The organism is Solwaraspora sp. WMMA2101, from assembly GCF_049179175.1.
Classification (GTDB): domain Bacteria; phylum Actinomycetota; class Actinomycetes; order Mycobacteriales; family Micromonosporaceae; genus Micromonospora_E.
The window spans coordinates 4,944,900-4,964,487 of sequence record NZ_JBMHMA010000006.1 but is presented as its reverse complement, the minus strand read 5'-3'; the positions used below and the strand labels follow the sequence as shown (position 1 = coordinate 4,964,487).

The 19,588-nt window shown below is 68.7% G+C and carries 17 protein-coding genes, 1 tRNA gene and 3 pseudogenes; 13 read left to right on the top strand and 8 right to left on the bottom strand.

All coding sequences use genetic code 11. The annotated features are described in order from the left end of the window. The first annotated feature begins 53 nt into the window (after positions 1–53). Both ACN28F_RS23645 and ACN28F_RS23640 read left to right on the top strand, forming a co-directional pair. Positions 54–299 (top strand): acyl carrier protein, encoded by a 246-nt coding sequence (locus ACN28F_RS23645; protein WP_289210075.1) that lies wholly within the window; start codon positions 54–56, stop codon positions 297–299. A gap of 58 nt (positions 300–357) precedes the next feature. Then, complete coding sequence (locus ACN28F_RS23640) at positions 358–1,560, top strand: PP2C family protein-serine/threonine phosphatase (RefSeq protein ID WP_289210074.1); 1,203 nt, start codon at positions 358–360, stop codon at positions 1,558–1,560. 27 nt (positions 1,561–1,587) lie between these two features. Here the strand turns inward: ACN28F_RS23640 and ACN28F_RS23635 are convergent, their stop codons facing one another. Further along, positions 1,588–2,481, bottom strand: coding sequence for a helix-turn-helix transcriptional regulator (locus ACN28F_RS23635; protein ID WP_421359742.1), 894 nt, complete (start codon positions 2,479–2,481; stop codon positions 1,588–1,590). A gap of 169 nt (positions 2,482–2,650) precedes the next feature. On the opposite strand from ACN28F_RS23635, the gene ACN28F_RS23630 reads away from it, so the two are divergent. From ACN28F_RS23630 to ACN28F_RS23600, 7 genes are all read left to right on the top strand, one after another. Then, entirely contained in the window at positions 2,651–3,511 is an 861-nt protein-coding gene (locus ACN28F_RS23630; RefSeq protein ID WP_421359740.1) for an SDR family NAD(P)-dependent oxidoreductase, read from the top strand. A gap of 135 nt (positions 3,512–3,646) precedes the next feature. Next, entirely contained in the window at positions 3,647–4,483 is an 837-nt protein-coding gene (locus tag ACN28F_RS23625; RefSeq protein WP_289210071.1) for a CPBP family intramembrane glutamic endopeptidase, read from the top strand. After that, on the top strand, positions 4,480–5,634 hold the full coding sequence (locus ACN28F_RS23620) for a sensor histidine kinase (protein WP_421359738.1): 1,155 nt from the start codon (positions 4,480–4,482) through the stop codon (positions 5,632–5,634). Before ACN28F_RS23625 ends, ACN28F_RS23620 begins: the two co-directional genes overlap by 4 nt. Then, the gene (locus ACN28F_RS23615; protein WP_421359736.1) at positions 5,631–6,290 is read left to right on the top strand and encodes a response regulator; all 660 of its coding nucleotides are present in this window, start codon (positions 5,631–5,633) and stop codon (positions 6,288–6,290) included. Before ACN28F_RS23620 ends, ACN28F_RS23615 begins: the two co-directional genes overlap by 4 nt. A 192-nt stretch (positions 6,291–6,482) precedes the next feature. Then, a complete protein-coding gene (locus tag ACN28F_RS23610; RefSeq protein ID WP_289210068.1) occupies positions 6,483–7,484 on the top strand; it encodes an NAD-dependent epimerase/dehydratase family protein in 1,002 nt (333 codons plus the stop codon). 50 nt (positions 7,485–7,534) lie between these two features. Further along, positions 7,535–8,359: an enoyl-CoA hydratase/isomerase family protein gene (locus tag ACN28F_RS23605; protein ID WP_289210067.1), complete on the top strand. Its 825-nt coding sequence runs from the start codon at positions 7,535–7,537 to the stop codon at positions 8,357–8,359. Between the two features lie 76 nt (positions 8,360–8,435). Beyond that, positions 8,436–9,041: a TetR/AcrR family transcriptional regulator gene (locus ACN28F_RS23600; protein WP_289210066.1), complete on the top strand. Its 606-nt coding sequence runs from the start codon at positions 8,436–8,438 to the stop codon at positions 9,039–9,041. Positions 9,042–9,062: 21 nt separating this feature from the next. Here the strand turns inward: ACN28F_RS23600 and ACN28F_RS23595 are convergent, their stop codons facing one another. Next, the gene (locus ACN28F_RS23595; RefSeq protein WP_421359734.1) at positions 9,063–9,827 is read right to left on the bottom strand and encodes an FAD-dependent monooxygenase; all 765 of its coding nucleotides are present in this window, start codon (positions 9,825–9,827) and stop codon (positions 9,063–9,065) included. Positions 9,828–9,970: 143 nt separating this feature from the next. Between ACN28F_RS23595 and ACN28F_RS23590 the strand changes: the two genes are divergently transcribed. After that, positions 9,971–10,043 (top strand) — tRNA-Arg (locus ACN28F_RS23590). 242 nt (positions 10,044–10,285) lie between these two features. Here ACN28F_RS23590 and ACN28F_RS23585 read toward each other — a convergent pair. The 3 genes and pseudogenes from ACN28F_RS23585 to ACN28F_RS23575 all read right to left on the bottom strand — a co-directional run. Next, a pseudogene (locus ACN28F_RS23585) lies at positions 10,286–10,429 on the bottom strand (IS701 family transposase); the annotation flags it as partial. A 45-nt stretch (positions 10,430–10,474) separates the two neighbouring features. Next, positions 10,475–11,643, bottom strand: a protein-coding gene (locus tag ACN28F_RS23580) for an IS3 family transposase (RefSeq protein WP_421357131.1) whose coding sequence is annotated in 2 segments (ribosomal slippage) — positions 10,475–11,388 and positions 11,388–11,643 — 1,170 coding nt in all. Because the reading frame shifts where the segments join, the coding sequence is not laid out codon by codon here. A gap of 53 nt (positions 11,644–11,696) precedes the next feature. Further along, positions 11,697–12,323: pseudogene (locus tag ACN28F_RS23575) on the bottom strand (transposase); the annotation flags it as partial. Positions 12,324–13,147: 824 nt separating this feature from the next. Here ACN28F_RS23575 and ACN28F_RS23570 point away from each other — a divergent pair. Both ACN28F_RS23570 and ACN28F_RS23565 read left to right on the top strand, forming a co-directional pair. Further along, a complete protein-coding gene (locus ACN28F_RS23570) occupies positions 13,148–13,726 on the top strand; it encodes an ArsR/SmtB family transcription factor (RefSeq protein WP_421359732.1) in 579 nt (192 codons plus the stop codon). Beyond that, a complete protein-coding gene (locus tag ACN28F_RS23565; protein WP_421359730.1) occupies positions 13,723–15,006 on the top strand; it encodes an MFS transporter in 1,284 nt (427 codons plus the stop codon). The genes ACN28F_RS23570 and ACN28F_RS23565 overlap by 4 nt, the downstream gene beginning before the upstream one ends. A gap of 231 nt (positions 15,007–15,237) precedes the next feature. Here ACN28F_RS23565 and ACN28F_RS23560 read toward each other — a convergent pair whose 3' ends face one another. The 3 genes and pseudogenes from ACN28F_RS23560 to ACN28F_RS23550 form a co-directional block, all read right to left on the bottom strand. Then, complete coding sequence (locus ACN28F_RS23560) at positions 15,238–16,470, bottom strand: cytochrome P450 family protein (protein WP_421359729.1); 1,233 nt, start codon at positions 16,468–16,470, stop codon at positions 15,238–15,240. A gap of 34 nt (positions 16,471–16,504) precedes the next feature. Next, positions 16,505–17,290: pseudogene (locus ACN28F_RS23555) on the bottom strand (transposase); the annotation flags it as partial. Between the two features lie 22 nt (positions 17,291–17,312). Continuing rightward, positions 17,313–18,554 carry an IS701 family transposase gene (locus tag ACN28F_RS23550; RefSeq protein WP_289211112.1) on the bottom strand — a complete coding sequence of 414 codons (1,242 nt, stop codon included), beginning with the start codon at positions 18,552–18,554 and terminating at the stop codon, positions 17,313–17,315. A gap of 264 nt (positions 18,555–18,818) precedes the next feature. On the opposite strand from ACN28F_RS23550, the gene ACN28F_RS23545 reads away from it, so the two are divergent. Beyond that, on the top strand, positions 18,819–19,580 hold the full coding sequence (locus tag ACN28F_RS23545) for a transposase family protein (RefSeq protein ID WP_421359727.1): 762 nt from the start codon (positions 18,819–18,821) through the stop codon (positions 19,578–19,580). The last annotated feature ends 8 nt before the right edge of the window (positions 19,581–19,588 follow it).

The following is a 19,588-nucleotide window of genomic DNA, read 5'->3' as shown; positions in this document are numbered from 1 at the left end:
CTCCCGCGCCTGATCCGACGGTCGGGCACCGGGCGAGAACGAAAGGAACGACGATGGACGACGTACGGCTGCGTCGCCGGGTCGCGGACCTGGTCAGCGACGCCACCGGCGGCGACGTGGCGGCCGAGCAGGTCCTCGGCGGCGGATCGCTTGTCGCTCTGGGGCTCGACTCACTCGGACTGCTGCGGCTGGTCGACGCGATCGAGTCCGAATTCGGAGTCGAGGTCGAATTCGACGGCGCCGACCGACCGGTCGACACAGTGGACGATCTGGTGCAGGCGGTACGGGCCGCCGCGTGACACGCGTATCGCCGCTCTTCGTTGCGGCCCCGACCGACTGCTGGACTAGGCTGCGGACGTGCAGGCCGAGGGCGAAAACGCGGGTGAGCGCCTCAAACGTATCGAGGCGGTGACCGACCCTGCCCTGTCCGGACTCAGCTTCGACGCCCTCCTCGTCGAGTCACTGGCCAGGACCGGCCAGTTGCTCCACGTCGACACCGCAGCGGTCTGCCTGCTCGACGCCCACTCGCAGCAACTCGTCACCGCCGCCGCCTGGGGCATCGAGGCGTTCCACGGTCACCCGGTGCGGCTGCCGCTGCGTCGCGGGTACGCCGGGCAGGTCATGTCGTCCGGGTCGGCGGTGCGGCTGGCCGACCCCGACGACGACAGACTGGCCCACCCCGGGCTGCGCGCCCAGGGCATCCGGTCGCTGCTGGCGGTCCCGGTCACCATCGGCGGCAGCGTCACCGGCGTACTGCACGTGGCGAGCCGGGAGCAGCGGATCTACCGGGCCGACGACGAACAGATGTTGCGTCTCGTCGCCGACCGGATCGCCATGGCCAGTCAGGCCCGGGAACGTCAGGTCGACCGCACCACCACCGTCGCGCTGCAGCACGACCTGCTCCCCACCGACCTGCCGACGGTGCCGGGTCTGCAGTTCGCGGCCCGCTACGTCGCCGGGCACGACGTCGGGGTCGGCGGCGACTGGTACGACGTACTGCCGCTGCCGGACGGCTGGGTCGGGGTCGCGATCGGCGACGTCACCGGACGGGGCCTGCACGCCGCCACCGTGATGGGCCGGCTGCGCAGCGCACTGCGCGCGTACGCTCTGGAAACCACCGACCCGGCCGACGTCCTCGCCCGACTGGACCGCAAGGTGCAGCACTTCGAGCCGGGGATGATGGCCACCGTCTGCTACGCCACCATCGACCCCACCGCCACGGTGGTGTCGATGTCCACCGCAGGGCACCCGCCACCGGTGGCGGTCGACGGCGACGGGGCACGTTGCCTGCAGGTCCCCGCCGATCTGCCGTTGGGCACCCGGATCGACCGGCCGCGTCGGGTCAGCACCGTCGACCTCACCCCCGCCTCCCTGCTGTTCTTCTTCACCGACGGGCTGGTGGAGCGCTGCGGGCCGACGATCGACAGCGGGCTGCGGCAGGTATGCGAGGCGATCACCGCGTCGAGCGCCGAGACGGCCTGCGTATCGGTGATGAGCGCCCTGGTCGACGGCCGGCCGCTGGTCGACGACATCGCGATGCTCGCGCTACGCCGCGACTGACCACCACAGGCACGGCTGAGGGCCGGCTCAGGCAGGACCGGGAACAGCGCGCGTGGGCTTCGGCCGCGGGTTGGTCTGCTGATCGGTCCAGAGGGCGAGCAGACGCAGGTTGTCGTGTGACGGGCTGCCCGGGTCGGTGGTGTAGATGAACAAGGTCTGGTCCGCGTCACCGGGCAGCGCCAACGCTTCGTACCGGATGGTGATGGGGCCGACCACCGGGTGGACCATCTGTTTGGTGCCGTGGGTGCGTTCGTGCACCTGGTGGCCGTTCCACCAGGCGCGGAACTCCGGGCTCTTGATGGTCAGTTCGCCGACGAGTTCGGTGAGCTGCGGATCGTCGGGAAATCTGCCGGCGTAGAGGCGCAGCGTGCCGGCCACCTCGGCTGCCACGGTGGGCCAGTTGAGGAAGGCGGCGCGGGCGTCGGGGTCGAGGAAGACCCACCGGGTGTAGTTGCGGTGCTTCGGCGGCAGGCGGGTCCAGTCGGTGAGCAGGGCGCGGGCGAGGGCGTTCGAGGCCAGGACGTCGGTACGCCGACCGATGACGAAGGCCGGATGGTCGGTCATCGAGGCGATCAGCTGCGCCATGGCGGGCCGGACCCGCTGCGCCGGGATCCGGACCGCGGTGGCGCGGCGGCGGGCCGGGCGGGCCAGGTCGGTGAGGTGGGTACGGGCTGCGGCGTCGAGTTGAAAGACCCGGGCCAGGGCGTCGAGAACCGCCTCCGACGGGCTGGCGTGCCGGCCCTGTTCCAGGCGGGTGTAGTAGTCGACGCTCACTCCGGCGAGGTGGGCGACCTCCTCGCGGCGCAGCCCGCGTACCCGCCGGCCGCTCTGACCGGGCGGGACGGCGAGGCCGGCGGCTTCGGGCGTCATCGCGGCCCGACGTCTTCTCAGGAAGTCACCGAGGTCCGCGTGTCCCGCCATCTCCCCATGATTGCCGCGCCGCCGCCCCTGGTGCCAGCGCCAGGGTGGGCATGCTGTTCCCAGGCAGAGCTGGGCTCGGCAGACGGTGTCGAGGGTCTGGAACGCGGCGGCAGCATGGTGCCCGTCCCCCGACCGGAGGGACGCCGACACACCGACAAGGAGACACACCGTGCCGTACCCCACCACCGGACCCGCGACCTGGTTCGTCACCGGCGCATCGCTCGGGCTCGGCCTCGAGCTGGTCAAGCAGTTGCTGGCGCGCGGCGACAACGTCGCGGCGACCACCCGCTCGACCGCACGGCTGACCGCGGCCCTGGAGTCCATCGACACGTCGCGGCTGCTGGCTCTGCCGGTGAACCTCGCCGACGAGCAGGAGGTCGTCGACGCCGTGGCGGCGGCCACCGACCGCTTCGGCGCCATCGACGTCGTGGTCAACAACGCCGGCTACGGCCTGCTCGGCGCCGTCGAGGAGATCAGCGACACCGAGGTACGGGAGCTGTTCTACGTGCAGGTCTTCGGGGCGTGGAACCTGCTGCGCGCCGTCCTGCCCGGGATGCGCGTCCGCCGCAGCGGCCACGTCATCAACGTCTCGTCGATCCTCGGGCTGACCGCGTTCCCCGGCTGGGGCGCGTACTGCGCCGCCAAGTACGCGTTGGAAGGTCTCACCCAGTCCCTGGCCGGCGAGGTCGCCGATGCCGAAATCCGGGTCAACCTCATCGAACCCGGTTATCTGCGCACCGACTTCCTGCGCGCCAGCCTGCGCCTGCCCGGCCGGACCGCCGACGGATACGCCGCCATCCGCGAGATGACCGACGCCCACCTGGCCATGCCCGGCACCCAGCTCGGCGACCCGGCGAAGGCCGCCACCGCGATCATCACCGTCGCCGAGACCGGCACGGCGCCCCTGCACCAGATTCTCGGATCCGACTCGTACGGCCTGGCCACGGCCCGCGTCCAGAGCCTGACCAGGGACATCGAGACCGGCCGGCCGCTGGCCGTCAGCACCGACATCACCGAGACGGCCGGGTAGCCGACGGCAGGTCTTGTCCCCCGCGCGAGCTACCCGAAGTGTCCACCCGACGGTGACGACCCACCGGTCGGTTCCTTCATAGCCTTTCGACGATGACCGCGGCGCATCGACCACGGTCACGTCGAAGGAGCACTCATGCGTCTGGTGAAACAACTCGTGGCGGTCGCGGCGGTCGCATTCGTCGGCAGCCGGGTGGTCGCCGGCGTCGGCGGCAACCCCTGGCTGACGCTGGCAGCGGGTGTCGCGACAGCCATCGCCGCGATCCTCGTCTACGCCTGGGTGGTACGGCGTACCGAACGCCGGGCACCGACGGAGATCGCCCGGTCCGGCGCGGCGACGCGGACCGCGTGGGGCGGGCTGATCGGCGTCGCCATGTTCGTGGCCGTCATCGTCACCATCGCCTCCCTCGGCGGCTACCAGGTGCACGGGCTGGGTTCGGTGACCGGCGCGGTGGCGCTGATCGGATTCATGGCTGCCGCCGCCGTGACCGAGGAGCTGATCTTCCGGGGGGTGCTGTTCCGGATCGTCGAGGAACGCACCGGCACCTGGATCGCGCTGCTGCTGACCGGGGTGGTGTTCGGCCTGGCGCACCTGCCCAACCCGGACGCCGGGCTGTGGGGCGCGACCGCCATCGCCATCGAAGCCGGCTTCATGCTCGCCGCCTGTTACGTCGCCACCCGCAACCTGTGGCTGCCGATCGGGCTGCACTTCGGCTGGAACTTCGCCGCCGGCGGCATCTTCGGCACCGCCGTCTCCGGCACCGGCCAGCCGGACGGGCTGCTGGACGCCACGACCTCGGGCCCGGCTCTGCTCACCGGCGGCGCGTTCGGACCGGAGGGGAGCCTGTACGCCGTAGCCGCCGGGGCGATCCTGACCGTCGTGTTCCTGTGGCTGGCCCACCGGCGCGGGCACATCGTCGCCCGCCGTCGGCGGGCCGTCGGCGTCGGGCCGGTTGCTACGGTCACCCGGTGATCGACCTCCGGGGAGTCCGGGAGCGGTGGCAGCGCTGCGACGTCACGGTCCGGGACCTTCCGCTGGCGCTGCTGCTCGCCGTCGCGACCATGGTGCCGGCGCTGGACAACCGGGGTACGCGGCTCGGTGACCTGCCCGACCGTCCGTTCGACGCGCTGGCTGTCGCCGTGGTCGCCCTGCAGTGCCTGCCGCTGGCCGGCCGCCGGCGCTGGCCGGGCAGCTGCCTCGCCCTGGTGTCGGTCGGTTTCGCCGCCGATCAGCTGCTCGGCTACCACACGGTCGCGGGCACCGCGCTGCCGGTCGCGCTGCTGAGCGCCGGAGCCCACCTGGACCGGCACCGGCGGGCCACCCTGGTCGCGGTCTCCGCCGCGTACGTGCTGTTGGCTGTCGCTCTCGACCAGCGCGGGTCGGCCGAAGGCCTGGCCGGGTTCGTCACGTTCTACCTGGCTCTGGCCCTGGCCTGGGGCGCCGGGGCGTGGCTGCGGACGACCCGGGCGGCTGAGGCCCGGCACCGCCGGCACGTCGCCGAGAGCACCCGGATCGCCGAACGCACCCGGATCGCCCGCGAGCTGCACGACGTCGTGACCCACCATGTGACGGCGATGGTGGTGCAGGCCGAGGCGGCGCGCTACCTGACCGCCGCCCCGGACCGCCTCGACCAGACGCTGACCACGATCACCGGCACCGGCCGGCGGGCGATCTCGGACCTGCGGAACCTGCTCGACCTGCTCGACCCCGACCACAGCGGTACGCCAGCCACCTCGTCCACAGGCGACCTGCGCGCACTGGTCGAGCAGACCAGGCAGGCCGGCCAACCGGTGGAGTTCACGCAGGAGGGCGGGCCGCCGGAGTCGACCGGCAGCGCCGAGGCGACCACCTACCGGGTCGTCCAGGAAGCCCTGACGAACGCACTCAAGTACGACCACGGCGGGCCGACAGCGGTGCACGTCCGGTACGACGAGACGGAGATCAGTGTGACGGTCAGCAGCGCGGGATCGGGGTCGAGCGCCGGGTCTCCCGGCGGCGCGGGACGCGGCCTGGCCGGCCTGGCCGAACGGGTCGGCCTGCTCGGCGGCGACTTCGACGCCGGCCGGCAGCCGGGCGGCGGTTTCCTGGTCCGCGCCCGCATCCCCACCGGCGGCCCATCGTGACCGCCCCGGTCCGGGTGCTGATCTGCGACGACCAGGCGCTGATCCGTACCGGCTTCGCGACGATCATCGGCGCGCAGCCCGATCTGGAGGTCGTCGGCGAGTGCGGCGACGGACAGGCCGCCGTCGACCTCGCCGGTCGGCTACGCCCCGACGTGGTGGTGATGGACGTACGGATGCCGGTGCTCGACGGTATCGAGGCGACCCGCAGGATCGCCGGGGCCGGCGTCGCGGATCCCGTCAAGGTGCTCGTGGTGACGACCTTCAACCTCGACGAGTACGTCTATGAGGCGCTGCGCGCCGGAGCGAGCGGGTTCCTGCTCAAGGACGCGCCACCGGCCCAGTTGCTGCACGGCATCCGGACCGTCGCCACCGGTGCGGCGCTGCTGGCCCCGGAGGTGACCCGCCAACTCGTCGGCCGGTACGCCGCACGCATCCGCCCCGCCGACGACACCACGGCCGGCGTTCCGCTGACCCTACGCGAGCTGGAGGTGCTCCGGCTGATCGCCAACGGCCTGTCCAACAGCGAGATCGCCGCGACCCTGGTGATCAGCCAGGAGACCGTCAAGACGTACGTGTCACGCATCCTCACGAAGCTGGACCTGCGCGACCGGGTCCAGGCCGTGGTGTACGCGTACCGCCGGGGTCTGGTGACCTGACCCCGCCGCCCGGTCCGGGCCCCTCGACCGGTTCCCGCTGATGACAAAGTCATCCCAGACAGTTGACAGCGTCATCTCGGCTGCCTACGCTGACCGTGATGACGTTGTCATCTCACAACGCCGGAGCTCTCGGTCGCGGGAGTCAGAACCGCAGGAATGCCGTAGGCCCGGCGCAATCGTCGAGGAGTGTCGATGAAAATCTTTCTCACGGGTGGATCGGGCTTCGCCGGAGGAGCAATCCTGCGGCGGCTGGTCGATGACGGACACACTGTGCACGCACTCGCGCGGTCCGCAGCGGCCGCAGACGCGATCACATCGGCCGGCGGGCTCCCGGTCAGCGGTGACCTGTCGGACCTGACCAGGTCCGGCAGCGGGCAGGCATGGCTACCGATTCTCGACGAGGTCGACGCCGTGGTGCACGCGGCGGCCTTCATGGCGTTCTGGGGGCCCGACCAGGTCTTCGTCGACCGCAACCTGCTGCCGACCAGAGCCCTCTACCAGGCCGCCGTGAACGCGCAGGTCAAGCGATTCGTCCTGGTGTCCGCAGCCAGTGTCTCCACCGGCACCAATCACGACCACACCGTCGACGAGAACTCCGACCCGGGCAAGGCGAACATCGCGTACAGCCGGGTGAAGCTCCGTACCGAGCAGGAACTGCTTGCCCTGCCGCACGGGAACACCTCCCTGGTCGTCATCCGACCGCCGTTCCTGTGGGGCCAGGGCATGACCCATACCTTGCAGGGATTCATCGACTCCGTCGAAGCCGGCCGATTCTCCTGGATCGACGGAGGGCGGCACCTGGTCGACTTCTGCCACGTCGACAACCTCGCCCACATCCTCACGCTGGCACTCGACCGTGGGGAACACGGCTTGATCTGCTACGTCACCGACGGCAGCCCTCGCCCCGCCCGTGACTTCTTCACCCCGCTGCTGGCCACCCGCGGCATCGACGTCAGCAAGGCCAACAGCGTCCCCCTGGCAGTCGCCTCACCGCTGGCCACGGTCTTGCAGGCCGTCGCGAAAGCGCGTCGCAGCGCCACCGCGCCGCCGATCACCCCGTGGATCGTCTCGTTCATGGGCCGCGACCGCGTCTACGACATCTCCCGCGCACGGCTTCGACTGGGCTATCAGCCGGTGATCACCGTGGAAGAAGGACTCCGGCGAATGGCGCAATCCCCCACCATCGGCCGCTGAACCTCGCGCCTACGCCACACTCCGCCACTCGACCAGCGAAAGGAAACTTCATGAAGCAGTTCACAGTGGATGACCAGTCGTCGAAGGTACGTCGAGTCACCTTCGCCAATCCACCGTTCAACCTGATCGGCGCGGACACGATGGCTGAGCTGTTCGACATCGTCGACCGGCTGAGCGGCGAGGAAACGGTCAGCGTCGTCATCTTCGACAGCGCAACGCCGGGATTCTTCGTCAACCACGTCGACGGCGAGCAGATCCCGGCTGTCGCGGCGATGGCCGGCAGCGGACCTCTGCCCGGGTTCGTCGAACTCGGCGTACGCTTGGCTGCCGCACCGTTCGTCAGCATCGCGTCGATCCGGGGACGTACCCGTGGCGGCGGCGCGGAGTACACCGCCGCCTTCGACCTGCGCTACGCCAGCCGGGAACAGGCGATCTTCGGCCAGCCCGAGGTCGGCTTCGGTCTGATCCCCGGCGCCGGCGGCACCGAACGACTGGCCCACCTCCTCGGCCGTGACCGGGCTCTGGAGGTGCTCCTGACCGGTCAGGACTACGACGCGGACCGCGCCGCGCAGTACGGCTGGGTTACCCGGGCGATCCCCGACGCCGAACTCGACGACTTCGTCGACGCTGTGGCCCGGCGTATCGCCAGCTTCGACAAGCAAGCCATCACGGCGGTCAAGACCCAGGTGAACCGCTCCACCTTGCCGCCGGAGGAGCACCTGCTGGCGTCGTTCGTCGAATCCGCCCGATCCACCACGGGACCTGCCGCCCAGGCGCGAGGGCGGGCCCTCGGCAAACTCATCGCGCAGATCGGGATCGACGATCTCGAGCGAAACCTGGGGGACCACCTCGAGTCGCTGGCCGAACGGCCGTAGCATCCTCAGGGGCGGGTAGCCACAACCTTCGGCTACGGTCGGCAAAGACGTTCCAACCCGGCCATAGGATGAGCGAATGATCCGGGCTGAAACCGCCGCCGCGACACGCCAGGCCCTGCTCGAAGCGGCGGCCGAGCTGCTTGACCACGGCGGCCTCGAAGCCGTGACTCTCCGTGCCGTTGGAGCGCGGGCTGGGGTCACCCGTGGAGCACCCTACCGGCACTTCCCGGACAAAGAACACCTCATGATCGCCGTCGGCAGCCAGGCCTGGGACGAGCTCGGTAAACGCATCGGCACCATCCACCGAGACCCGGGCCTGACACCGGCCGGAAAGCTGCGGGCCCTCCTCGCCGCTTTCATCAACCTCGCCCGCCGCCAACCCCATCTCTACCGTCTGATGTTCAGCAGCCCCGCCAGCGATCCCACCGCGTTCGCCCGGGTTGCCCAACCCACGCAGGACGAATCCCTGCGAGTAGTAGCCGCCGTGACCGGCGAGCACGATGCCCGCCGATACGCCGCACTGCTCCTCGCCAGCGCCGACGGCATCGCCGGCATGGAACTCACCGGTCAGCTCGAAGGCGACAAATGGCACACCACCGCCGAAGAGCTGATCGACACCCTCGTCACCATGGTCGCCGCTCAAACCCACGGCAGCGCCACGGAGGCGGCGGTCAGTTCCTGACACATCCTCGACCAGGCCCAATCATTTTGGCGGGGCCGTCGCTTCGGACTTTCGCTGCATCCAGGTCCTGGCCTGGTCGACCAGTTGTTGCGGCGCGTCGGGGGCGAAGCTGGCGACGAGATTGTCCGCCGACGCCCGGCCGGCCGCCTCGGCACGGGAGAACATCGCGGCTTCGTACGCGGTAAGCGCGGATTCCACGTCGGAGTGTTCCGCCAACGCGGCACCGAGATCCGCGGCGTCGAGCAGCGCGAGGTTCGCTCCCTGCCCGGCGAACGGGGACATCACATGCGCCGCGTCGCCGAGCAGGGTCACGCCGGCGGTACGCGCCCACCTCAGCCCCACCGGAAGTGCGTTGATCGGGCGCGGAACCAGGGGCCCTTCACCCTCGCCGATCAGCGCGCGGAGGCCGGGCGCGAAGTCGTGGAAGATCTCCAGCAGTCGCTGGCGAGTGCCACCCGGGTCGGTGGGCTCCACGAACCTGCTGGCCCAGCTCTCATCGCCCTGAACCGCATAATAGATTCTGATCACGCCACCACCGTTACGCTGGGCGATTATCCCGCGGCCTTCCGCCAAGGCGTACATCGACCCCGGCCCGACCAGATTTGCCGCCTCACGATGCTTTGCATCGACATCAGTCAGAAGATCCTCGACGAAGGACACGCCGGAGTAGCCAGGGACCGCGTCCGTCAGCAGCGAGCGCACCTTCGACCAGCAGCCGTCTGCGCCGAGCGAGGTGTGCTCGTCAGCGGATGCCGGCCCGGGTGAACCGGCGCCGACGCGGGTCACCACAGCCCCGTCGTCTCACCCGGGTTTCACGTGCTCGAGCTGTGACCCTGGGCTGCGCGAACCCAGGTCCGGGTGACGTGGGTGAACGTGGGCGATCCCTGCCACCTGAGGTGAGCCCTCAGGTCGCTAGACTGGGCCCTCGCGCCCTCGTAGCTCAGGGGATAGAGCATCGGTTTCCTAAACCGTGTGTCGCAGGTTCGAATCCTGCCGGGGGCACGCAGAGCATCCGCGACAACTTCAACGGGGTCCGAGGCATCTGCCTCGGACCCCGTCTCCTGTGTTTGTGGGTGCTCGCTCATGATCGTCTCGATGGTGGCGGCGAGGGTGGGCGCCGTCTCGCCAGTGACGCTGACGCGGATGGTGACGTCGCGCCGGTGGGCGTTATAGCGCAGTTCGAGGTGGAAGGCATCGTAGATCCGACGTTGTTGATCTTCGGGTAGTACGGCAGCCGCCATTTGCTAGTTGACCAGGGCGTATTCGCGGTTGAGGCGGGTGCGTTGGTGGAACCAGCGGGCGCGGGCCTGGTGTCGTCGTCGCCAGGTCAGCCAGTTGAGGGCGTGGTCGGGTGGTTGTGGGTGGTGGAGGACGTCGGCGAGAAGCCGTGGGCTGTGTCAAGGATCTTGGACAGGTCTTCGTAGGTTTGCTGGTCAGGCGGCTATCAGGGCCTGGTAGCCGGTGAGGGCTTCGGCCGGGGTGCGGTAGTCAAGGCTGGAGTGCAGCCGTTGTCTGTTGTAGAACACCTCGATGTACTCGGCGACGGCGAACCGGGCGCGGGCACGGGTGTCGAAGCGTTCCCGGTGGTACATCTCGTTCTTCATGGTGGCGAAGAACGATTCGGCGGCGGCGTTGTCCCAGCAGACACCGGTACGTCCCACGCTCACCCGCACCTGGTTGTCGGCGCAGTGGCGGGCGAACCTGGCCGAGGTGTACTGCGCGCCCCGGTCGGAATGGAACACCGCATCCGGGCGGACGTGGCCGTGTCGGATGGCCATGGCCAGGGCGTCGACCACCAGGCTCGTGCGCATGTGCTCGGCGGTCTGCCAGCCCACGACCATCCGGGTGGCCAGGTCGATGACGGTGGCCAGGTACAGCCAGCCCTCACCCGTCCTCAGGTAGGTGATGTCGCCGACCAGGCGGGTGCCCGGGGTGTCGGCGGTGAAGTCCCTGTCGATCAGATCCTTCGCGGTGACCGGGTCCCGGCCGGGCACCGTGGTCCGCTTGTACGCCCTGGGTTGACAGGCCCGCAGGCCGAGCTCGCGCATCAGGTCGGCGACGAGCCCGACGCTGCACGCGACACCCTTGCGGTTGAGCGCGGCGGTCACCCGCCGGCAGCCGTAGGTGCCCCGGGAGGCGTCGAAGACCCGCCGCACGTGGTCGGCGAGGGTCCGACGTCGGGCGGCGGTGACCGTCTCGGCGCGTTCCCGCCAGGCGTAGTAGGTGGAGCGGGGCACGCCCAGCAGGCGGCACATCCAGGCGATCGGGTAGGTGGCCTTCTCCGCGTCGATCACCGCGCACCGCAGGGCTACGGGTGCGTCCGGGCGAAGAAGGCCGCGGCTTTTTTCAGGAACTCGTTCTCCATCCGCAGGCGGCGGATCTCGTCTTCCATCTCCTTCACACGGGTGTCCTCGGTCCGGTCGGTGTGCGGCGGTACGGGCGTGGCGTGTTCACGGCGCCAGGTGTTGACCCAGTTGCCCAGGGTGGCTTCGTGGACCTCCAGATCACGGGCCACCGCGGCGATCGGTCTACCGGTCTCGACGACCATCTGCACAGCCTCGGCCTTGAACTGCGGACTGTATCGACGACGTTGCTCGGACATGGATCCATCCTCTCAACTCGGAGGACATGTCCAAGATCCTTGGTACACCTCAAGTCGGCGTAGGCGTGGGTGCACAGGTCGATCGCGAGTTGGCCCTTCGTGCGGAACTGCGTGTCCGTCGGCAGCCCTGTCCGCGCGGCGGTGTCCGGGTCGGTGATCTGCTCGGCGGGGATCCACTGCCGGGCTGCGACCAGGGCGTGCCCGGTCCGTTCCCGCACATAGGCCAGGTGGACCGTGTTGATGCCGTTGGCGACCCGACCGGCGCAGCCCATGTACTGCCGTTTCACCCCGGCCGTCGCCGTGCCCTGCTTCGGGTGCCCGGTCTCGTCCAACGCCCCGACCGCCAGCCCACGCCGCCGCCGACGGCCGGCAGCGGTGTCCAACCCGGCCGCCGCGTACCGCCGTACCTGGCTCGCCATACCCTCGGTGTCCCACACCGCCCTGTTCAACAACCGCTGGGTCCGGTCCGGCGTGGCATCCCCGACATGCTCGGCGATGGTCCACCCGTTGCGTTTCGGCATCCTGCTGACCAGCGCCGACACGTACCGGCCCGCGTGCAGCCACGTCCGCACTTGGACGAAACAGGACCGCGTTCGCTCCAACAGCTCGGCCCGTGCGCGCTCAGCGCGGTCGGCCGCTACCCTGGCAGCAGCAGCCGCCTTCGATCTTGTAGTCCTCACAAACACATGATCAACAGGCGGCTGCGTCTACGTTGCACCACCCTGCCAACGCGTCCTACCTGGTCACAGCCCTAATGGCGGCTGCCGTACTAGGTTTGCTCGTGACGGCGACCGGGCACGCCGCCCCCGGCTGCTTCCCTGTCACGGGTCGACGACGATGCACGGCTGAGCGCGGGAAAGTCCGGGCCCCGTCGCCTTTGCAGCCCACGTGCCGCCGACGACGGCGTGCGCCACCCGGTTGATCCTTGCCCCAAGAGGATCACGGCGCGCGCCGTCGTCGGCCTTTCCTCCCGGCCTCCCATTTCGCGCCCCGGACCCCTTGTCCTTCGGCATCTGACCAGACGAACGCTGCGCGGCGCGGAGCACTGCCGGCTTCCGATGTCACCGGCTTCCCCTGCCTTCCCCGGGCTGCAGGCAGCTGGCGGCTGCGGGTCTGGCCTACCGGGGATGCAAGTGTCGACGACCCGCTGAGACTTCCAGTCCGCTGTCGACAGGAAGGCCCGCCTACGGTCGCGGGCGATCGGCGTGGACTTCGCCGCCGAGTCCCGCTGCAGGCTGTGCCACCGACGCAGCGGTCCGGCGCATCGCTGAAATTCGCGACCGCAGGTGGGACGTGAGGCCAGACGATGAACTCTCATGCCGCTGCGCAAGATCAGGGCCAGCTCCCGGGGTCGGGAGATCGTCGCTTCGGCGAAGGTGCCCCCAGATCGGGCTACACGGTGCCACATGACGACCAGTAGTCAGCCTTACACATGCCCCCTCCTCCATCCCACGAGAGCTCTTGTACATCTTTTCTTTCACAAGAGCAGTTGTTAAGATGCGACATGGACTCTTATTCGACGCGGCAGATCAAGGACGTCCAAGCCCTCGCGGCGCTGACCCATCCCGTGCGGCAGCGGCTGCTCGATCTGCTCAAACTGGACGGACCCGCCACCGCGAGCACGCTGTCCGAGGCGACCGGCCAGGCCGTCGGCAACGTGAGCCATCACCTGCGCGTGCTGGCAACAGCCGAGCTGATAGAGGAGGCACCGGAGCTGGCCAAGAACCGGCGGGAGCGGTGGTGGCGGCTTGCCACGGCGGACGTGCGATGGAGCCGCGGCGACTTCGCCGGCGACGCGTCCTCGGAAGCGGTTGCGCACGCTGCGGGCGCGTTGATGGTCGACCGGCAGATGGCGTTCCTGCGCCAATGGCTCATCGACCGCGACCGATACGACGCCGCATGGCACGAGGGGTGCGCGGTCTCTGCTGAGACGTGGCTGCGGCTGACCGCCAATGAAACCCGGCAGCTGGCCGAGGAGCTAACCGAGGTCCTCACCCGCTGGGCGGACCGGAAGGTGCCCGACGACGGGCGGAAGCGGGAGCCTGTGCTGGCCTTCGCCCACACCGTCCCTGTGACGCCATGAGGACCGGGGCCGAACGTTTACCCGCCCGCTGGGGGCTGCTCGCGCATCGCGACTTCCGGCTGCTGTGGCTGGGCGAGACCATCAGCAAATTCGGCAGCAGCGTCACCACGGTTGTGCTGCCGCTGGTCGCCATCGTCGAGCTGCACGCGGGCGCGTTCACCATCGGCCTGCTGACCGCGTCCGTGTGGCTGCCATGGCTGGTGATCGGGCTGCCGGTCGGGGTCTGGGTGGGACGGATGCCACGCCGGACGGTCATGCTGGTGTGCAACATCGTATCGGCCAGCGCGTTCGCCAGTGTGCCGCTCGCCGCGGCCCTGGGCGTGCTGACCGTGGCGCACCTACTCGCGGTCGGGCTGCTCGTCGGGATCGCATCCGTGTTCTTCACCACCGCCTATCAGGTCTTCCTGCCGGAACTGATCGAACCGGGCGACCTCATCGAGGGCAACGCCAAGCTCCAGGGCAGCGCCTCCGCTGCCCAGGTCGCCGGCCCTGGCGTCGGCGGCCTGCTCGCCCAGTGGGTCGGCGCGGTCGCCGGCCTGCTGGTCACCGCCCTCACCTTCGTGCTCGCCACGCTCGCACTCGCCCTGATCAGGACCTCGCCACAGCGCCCAGACTCACAAGTAACCGAACGCCCGTCGCTGCGGCGGGACGTAGCCGAGGGTCTCCGCTTCATTGTCCGAGACCCGTACCTGCGCACCCTCACCGCGTTCGGCTCCACGGCCAACCTGGCATTGCTGGGCTACCAATCGGTGCTCGTGATCTTTCTCGTCCGCGAGGTGGGCGTCGCGCCCGGTATCGCCGGGTTGCTCGTCAGCGCAGGCGCTCTCGGCGGCATCTTCGGTGCCGTCGTCGCCCGACCACTCTGCGCACGGTTGGGCACGGCCCGCGGCATCCTGCTCAGCCACCTGGCCGCCTCACCGTTCGGATTACTGCTGCCGATGGCCGCCAACGACTGGACGCTCGTGCTGTTCGTCGTCGGGTCGTTCCTGCTCGCCACCGGCGTGATGGTCTGTAGCGTGATCTCAGCGAGCTTCCGCCAGACTTACACCCCGCCGCATCTGCTCAGCCGGGTGGTATCGACCGCCATGTTCGTGAACTACGGCGCCATCCCCCTGGGCGCGCTGCTGGGCGGCTTCCTCGGTTCCGTGATCGGACTACGCCCCACCATGTGGATCATGATGATCTTGCTTGTACTGTGCTGGGCGATCCTCGGCATGAGCCCACTACGCCGCCGAGTAGACCTGCCCACCTCAGTCGCAGCTCCATGGACCGGGTACTGACACGTCGCCGCAGCGAGATGGCGCGCGCCTTCGCCCAGTGTCGAGCTGAGTGAAGCTCCCGTACCGGCAGAGGCGCCGAGTCCTCGAAGGGGTCAGGCGCGACAGCCGTGATCAAGTCGAGGACGGCGAAACCGTTTGAGCCACTTCTGCCAAGAAGAAGCCTGCGACCTACAGCCGACGGTGGAAGCCGCGCCCGTCCCGATCCCCTAGTAAACGGCCGACGTGGCAGCATCAAGTCGATGCCTCCCCCTTGCGCGAGCCGTCTACTGCATGTACGACAGGAAGACACAGCAGGCCGCGACTACGGAACGACGAACGCCACCGTGGTGGATCAGAATCGTCCAAGGCGAGCGCCGGGAAGCGGCGCAGCACTGTGCCGATGGCGATTTCCGCCTCCAACCGCGCTAGCGGCGCACCCAGACAATAGTGGATGCCGTGGCCGAAGCCGTAATGGCCGATGTTTGAACGAGTTACGTTCAAGATGTCGGGCTCGGGGAATTGTTCGGGATCACGATGAGCAGACGCAAGACACAGGAGCACACTGTCGCCGGCGGATATAGTTTGTCCGCCAACCACAAGGTCCTCAGTGGCGAAACGACGGATGGCATACGGATTCGGCGCGGTATAGCGCAGAAGCTCTTCCACGGCGTTTACCACTAGGGCTGGCTGGGTTCGCAAGAGAGCTATCTGGCCTGGCCGGCGTAATAGTTCGAGTAGTCCGTTGCCAATGAGGTCGACGGTAGCTTCGTATCCGGCCCAGAGGACGAGGAATGCCAGAGAGGTCAGTTCGTCCTCGCTTAGCCGATCGTCCTCGTCACGAGCTGCGATCATTGCAGTTAGCAGGTCGTCACCGGGGGTGATGCGTTTGGTAGCGATCAGATCGCTGAGGTACCGCTGTATGTCAACGACGGCCGCTGCAGCCCGGGCTGGGTCTTGCGAGCTAATCAAGGTCGTAGTCCAGGTACGGAATGCTTGCCGCTCGGCGACAGGTACGCCCAAGAGTTCGCCGATCACCGTGACCGGCAGTGGTGCGGCCAGGCCAGCGATCAGGTCGGCTCGACCTGCGCGCGCGATGGCGTTGAGGAGATCGTCTGTGATCTCCTGTACTCGGGGTCGCAGGTTCGCCATTCGCCGGGCGGTGAAGGCTTGGGACACCAGGCGACGTAGGCGGGTGTGATCAGGCGGATCGAGGTTAAGCAGGTTGGCATCCAGGGCCGGCGGGAGAGTGTATCCGCGGTAGCCGGTACGGGAGTTGGCCTTGTTCAAGGACAGTCGCCTGTCCGATAGCGCCGCCTTGACGTCCAAGTAGTGGGTAACCAACCAGACCGTGCTGCCATCAGGCGTTCGGGCGCGGTGGACGGGGGAACTCTGCGCCCATCGATCGAACGCGGGAAATGGATCTGCCATGAATGCCGAATCGTTTTCGAGGTTGATCGTGGCGGGTGGAACTGTTGCTGGATACATACTGCTCCCTAGCTAGTACGGCAGCCGCCATTTGCTAGTTGACCAGGGCGTATTCGCGGTTGAGGCGGGTGCGTTGGTGGAACCAGCGGGCGCGGGCCTGGTGTCGTCGTCGCCAGGTCAGCCAGTTGAGGGCGTGGTCGGGTGGTTGTGGGTGGTGGAGGACGTCGGCGAGAAGCCGTCCGATCTCGGGCACGGTCAGTGGGATCAGTCCGGGCTCGGCCGGTGGCGGCTGGTCGGGTGTGACCGGTGGGGGTGCCTGGCTGTCGGTGCGGTGGCGCAACCGCGCGGCGGTGACCGCGCAGACGGCGAGAGCGGCCATGACCAGTACGGTGTGCCGGGCGATCGCGTCGTGGAGGCGGGCCTGGCACTGGTCCAGGCCGAAGTGGTCCTTGCCGAACTCGAAGCATTCCTCGACCGGCCACCGCAGCCCGGCGGCGCGGACCAGCCGCGACACGACCACCGGTTGCCCCTCGGGCACGAAGCAGTAGTGGAACGCCAGTTCGCCGGTGGCCAGGTGACGGCGCACGAGGAGGTGGTGGCGGGGTGAGGCGGTGGCGATCCATGCCCACGCGTACCAGCGGTGTCCCTTCGACCCGGCACCGGCCGAGCGGACCTGCCAGCCACGACCGCGCCTGCCGGCGGGTTCCGTAACGGCTTGCGCGCAGGTCAGCCTGTCACCGGACGGCGTCTGGATCACGCACGTCGAGGCGACCCGCAGCACGTACGCCTGCCCACGGGCTTCGAGGAACTCCCTCAGTTCGGTGCAGCCGCCGTACACCTCGTCACCGCAGATCACGTCGAAGGTCAGCTCGTCGGCGTAGTACTCCAGCCGGGGATCGTGATCATGGCTCGGTGAGTGCTTGTCGGGCGTAGTGGCTGGTTCTGGCTCGCGCCTGGTGGCGGCGTCGGCGTATGGACCAGAGCAGCGGGTCGCGGTGGCGGCGGGTGGGTTCGATGATCAGGACGTTGAACAGGTGACGTAGTTCGTTGACGGTCAGTGCGATCAACCCGGCCGGGTCGGGGCGGCTGCGGCGTGTGGTCGCGGCGGCGAGGAAGGCGTGGGCGAGGATCGCCAGGGTCGTCCAGCGGTGCCAGGATGTCCAGCGGCGGTGTTGGTGCTGGTCCAGGCCGAGGCCGGTCTTCGCGGCCTGGAACGATTCTTCGATCTTCCAGCGGCGGCCGGCGACGGCGACGAGGCTGCGGAGCGGGACGGTGTGGGGTGCCCAGCAGCGGTAGAAGGCCAGCTCGCCGGTTCTGCGGTTGCGGCGGATCAGCAGCCAGTGGCGCCCGCTGTGGGTGTCGGCGGCGTGTGGCAGTGCGATGAATGCCCAGTCGTACCAGCGGTGGCCTTTCACGCCCCTGCCCGCAGAGATCCGATGCCAGGCGGTAGTGGGAAGGCCGGCGGCGAGGGCGTCGACGCGGTGGACGCCAACATTGGTGGTCACCTGGTGGGAGCAGGCCACGGCCAGGACGTAGCCCAGTCGCAGCTGACGGAGTTCGGCTGCCAGGCGCGGATCGCCGCCGTAGACCTCGTCGCCGGCCACCCACTGACACGGCAGTCCGGCGGTGACCGCCGCGGTGATCATCCGCGACGCCAGTTGCGGCTTCGTGGCGAACCGGACCTGCTCGGGGACGCCAGCCTCGGCGCGGCGGCCAGGGTCGTCGCACCAGGACGTCGGCAGGTAGAGCGCGGTGTCGAGCATCGCGTGAACGTCGTCGGTGGCGTAGACGAGGTGCACGGCGACCTGACAGTTCTCGATCTTCCCGGCCGTGCCGGAGTACTGCCGCTGCACGCCGACGGTGTGCCGGCCCTTCTTCAGGTCCCCCGTCTCGTCGATGACCAGCACCGCCTCGGTGTCACCGAGGTGGTGGCCCACGAACTCGCGGACATCGGCGCGGACGGCGGCGTCGTCCCAGCGCACCCGGGTCAGCAGATCCTGCATCCCGTCCGGGCTGGTGTCCCCGGCATGCTCCGCGATCGTCCAACAGTTCTTCGACGGTATCGGCGCCAGCAGGCCCCGGACGAAGTCACGCACCCGGCGGCGCGGCTCCGGCCTGCGGAAACGACGCCCGATCATCACCATCAGGTCGTCGAACAACACCTGCCACAGGCGGGCGTCTACCCTGTATCCCGCAGCCACCGCCGCGTCATGGTCAGTCCACACAACCGCCCATGATCGACGGTGGCTGCACCCGTTCCCGCACCGCACCAGACCGCAGCTCAGCCAAGGAGGCTTATTCAGCAGGGCCTCGATAGCCCACAGTGGACCCCCTGATAAATGAGACGGCCCGCCCTCCCATAGGATGGAGTTACCACACAACAACCAAAGAAAAGCGGACCGCCGAACATGTATCATACCACCGGCTTCACGACCGATCAGATCCGCGACCTCTGCGTGCTGGTCCGCGCCGAATGCCGGAACCTGGGCATGGAACCGTGGCCACCGATCCTCGGCCTCTACCGCGCCCTCGTGGTCACGTTGACCTACATGCGGCGCAACCGCGTCCAAGCGGAGATCGCCGAGGCGCACGGCGTCTCCCAGTCGACGATCTCACGGGCGGTCACCGCCATCACCCCGGTCCTCGACCGCGTGCTGGCGGGGTTCGTGCCGACCGCCGACGAGCTCGACCCGACCGTCCAGTACATCGTCGACGGCACCCTGTTCCCCTGCTGGTCATGGCGCACGGACCGCTGTCTGTACTCCGGCAAGCACAAGACCACGGGCATGAGCGTCCAGGTCGCCTGCACCCTCGACGGCGCGCTCGTCTGGGTCTCCGATCCCGTCACCGGCAACCACCACGACTCGTACGCGATCAACGACACCGGTGTTCTCGTCAGCCTGAATCCTGCAGGCTGGATCGGCGACAAGGGATACGTCGGCAACGACATGATCACCCCGTACAAGAAGCCCAAGGGCGGCGAGCTCACAGAGTGGCAGAAGGAATACAACAGGCAGGTCAACAAGATCCGCTGGGTCGTCGAACAGGTCATCGCGAATCTGAAGACCTGGAGAATCCTGCACACCGACTACCGCAGACCGCTCGCGACCTTCACAGAAACGATCTCCTGTGCCATCGGGCTGCACTTCTACAGGATCGCCTGTGAATAGACCTCAAG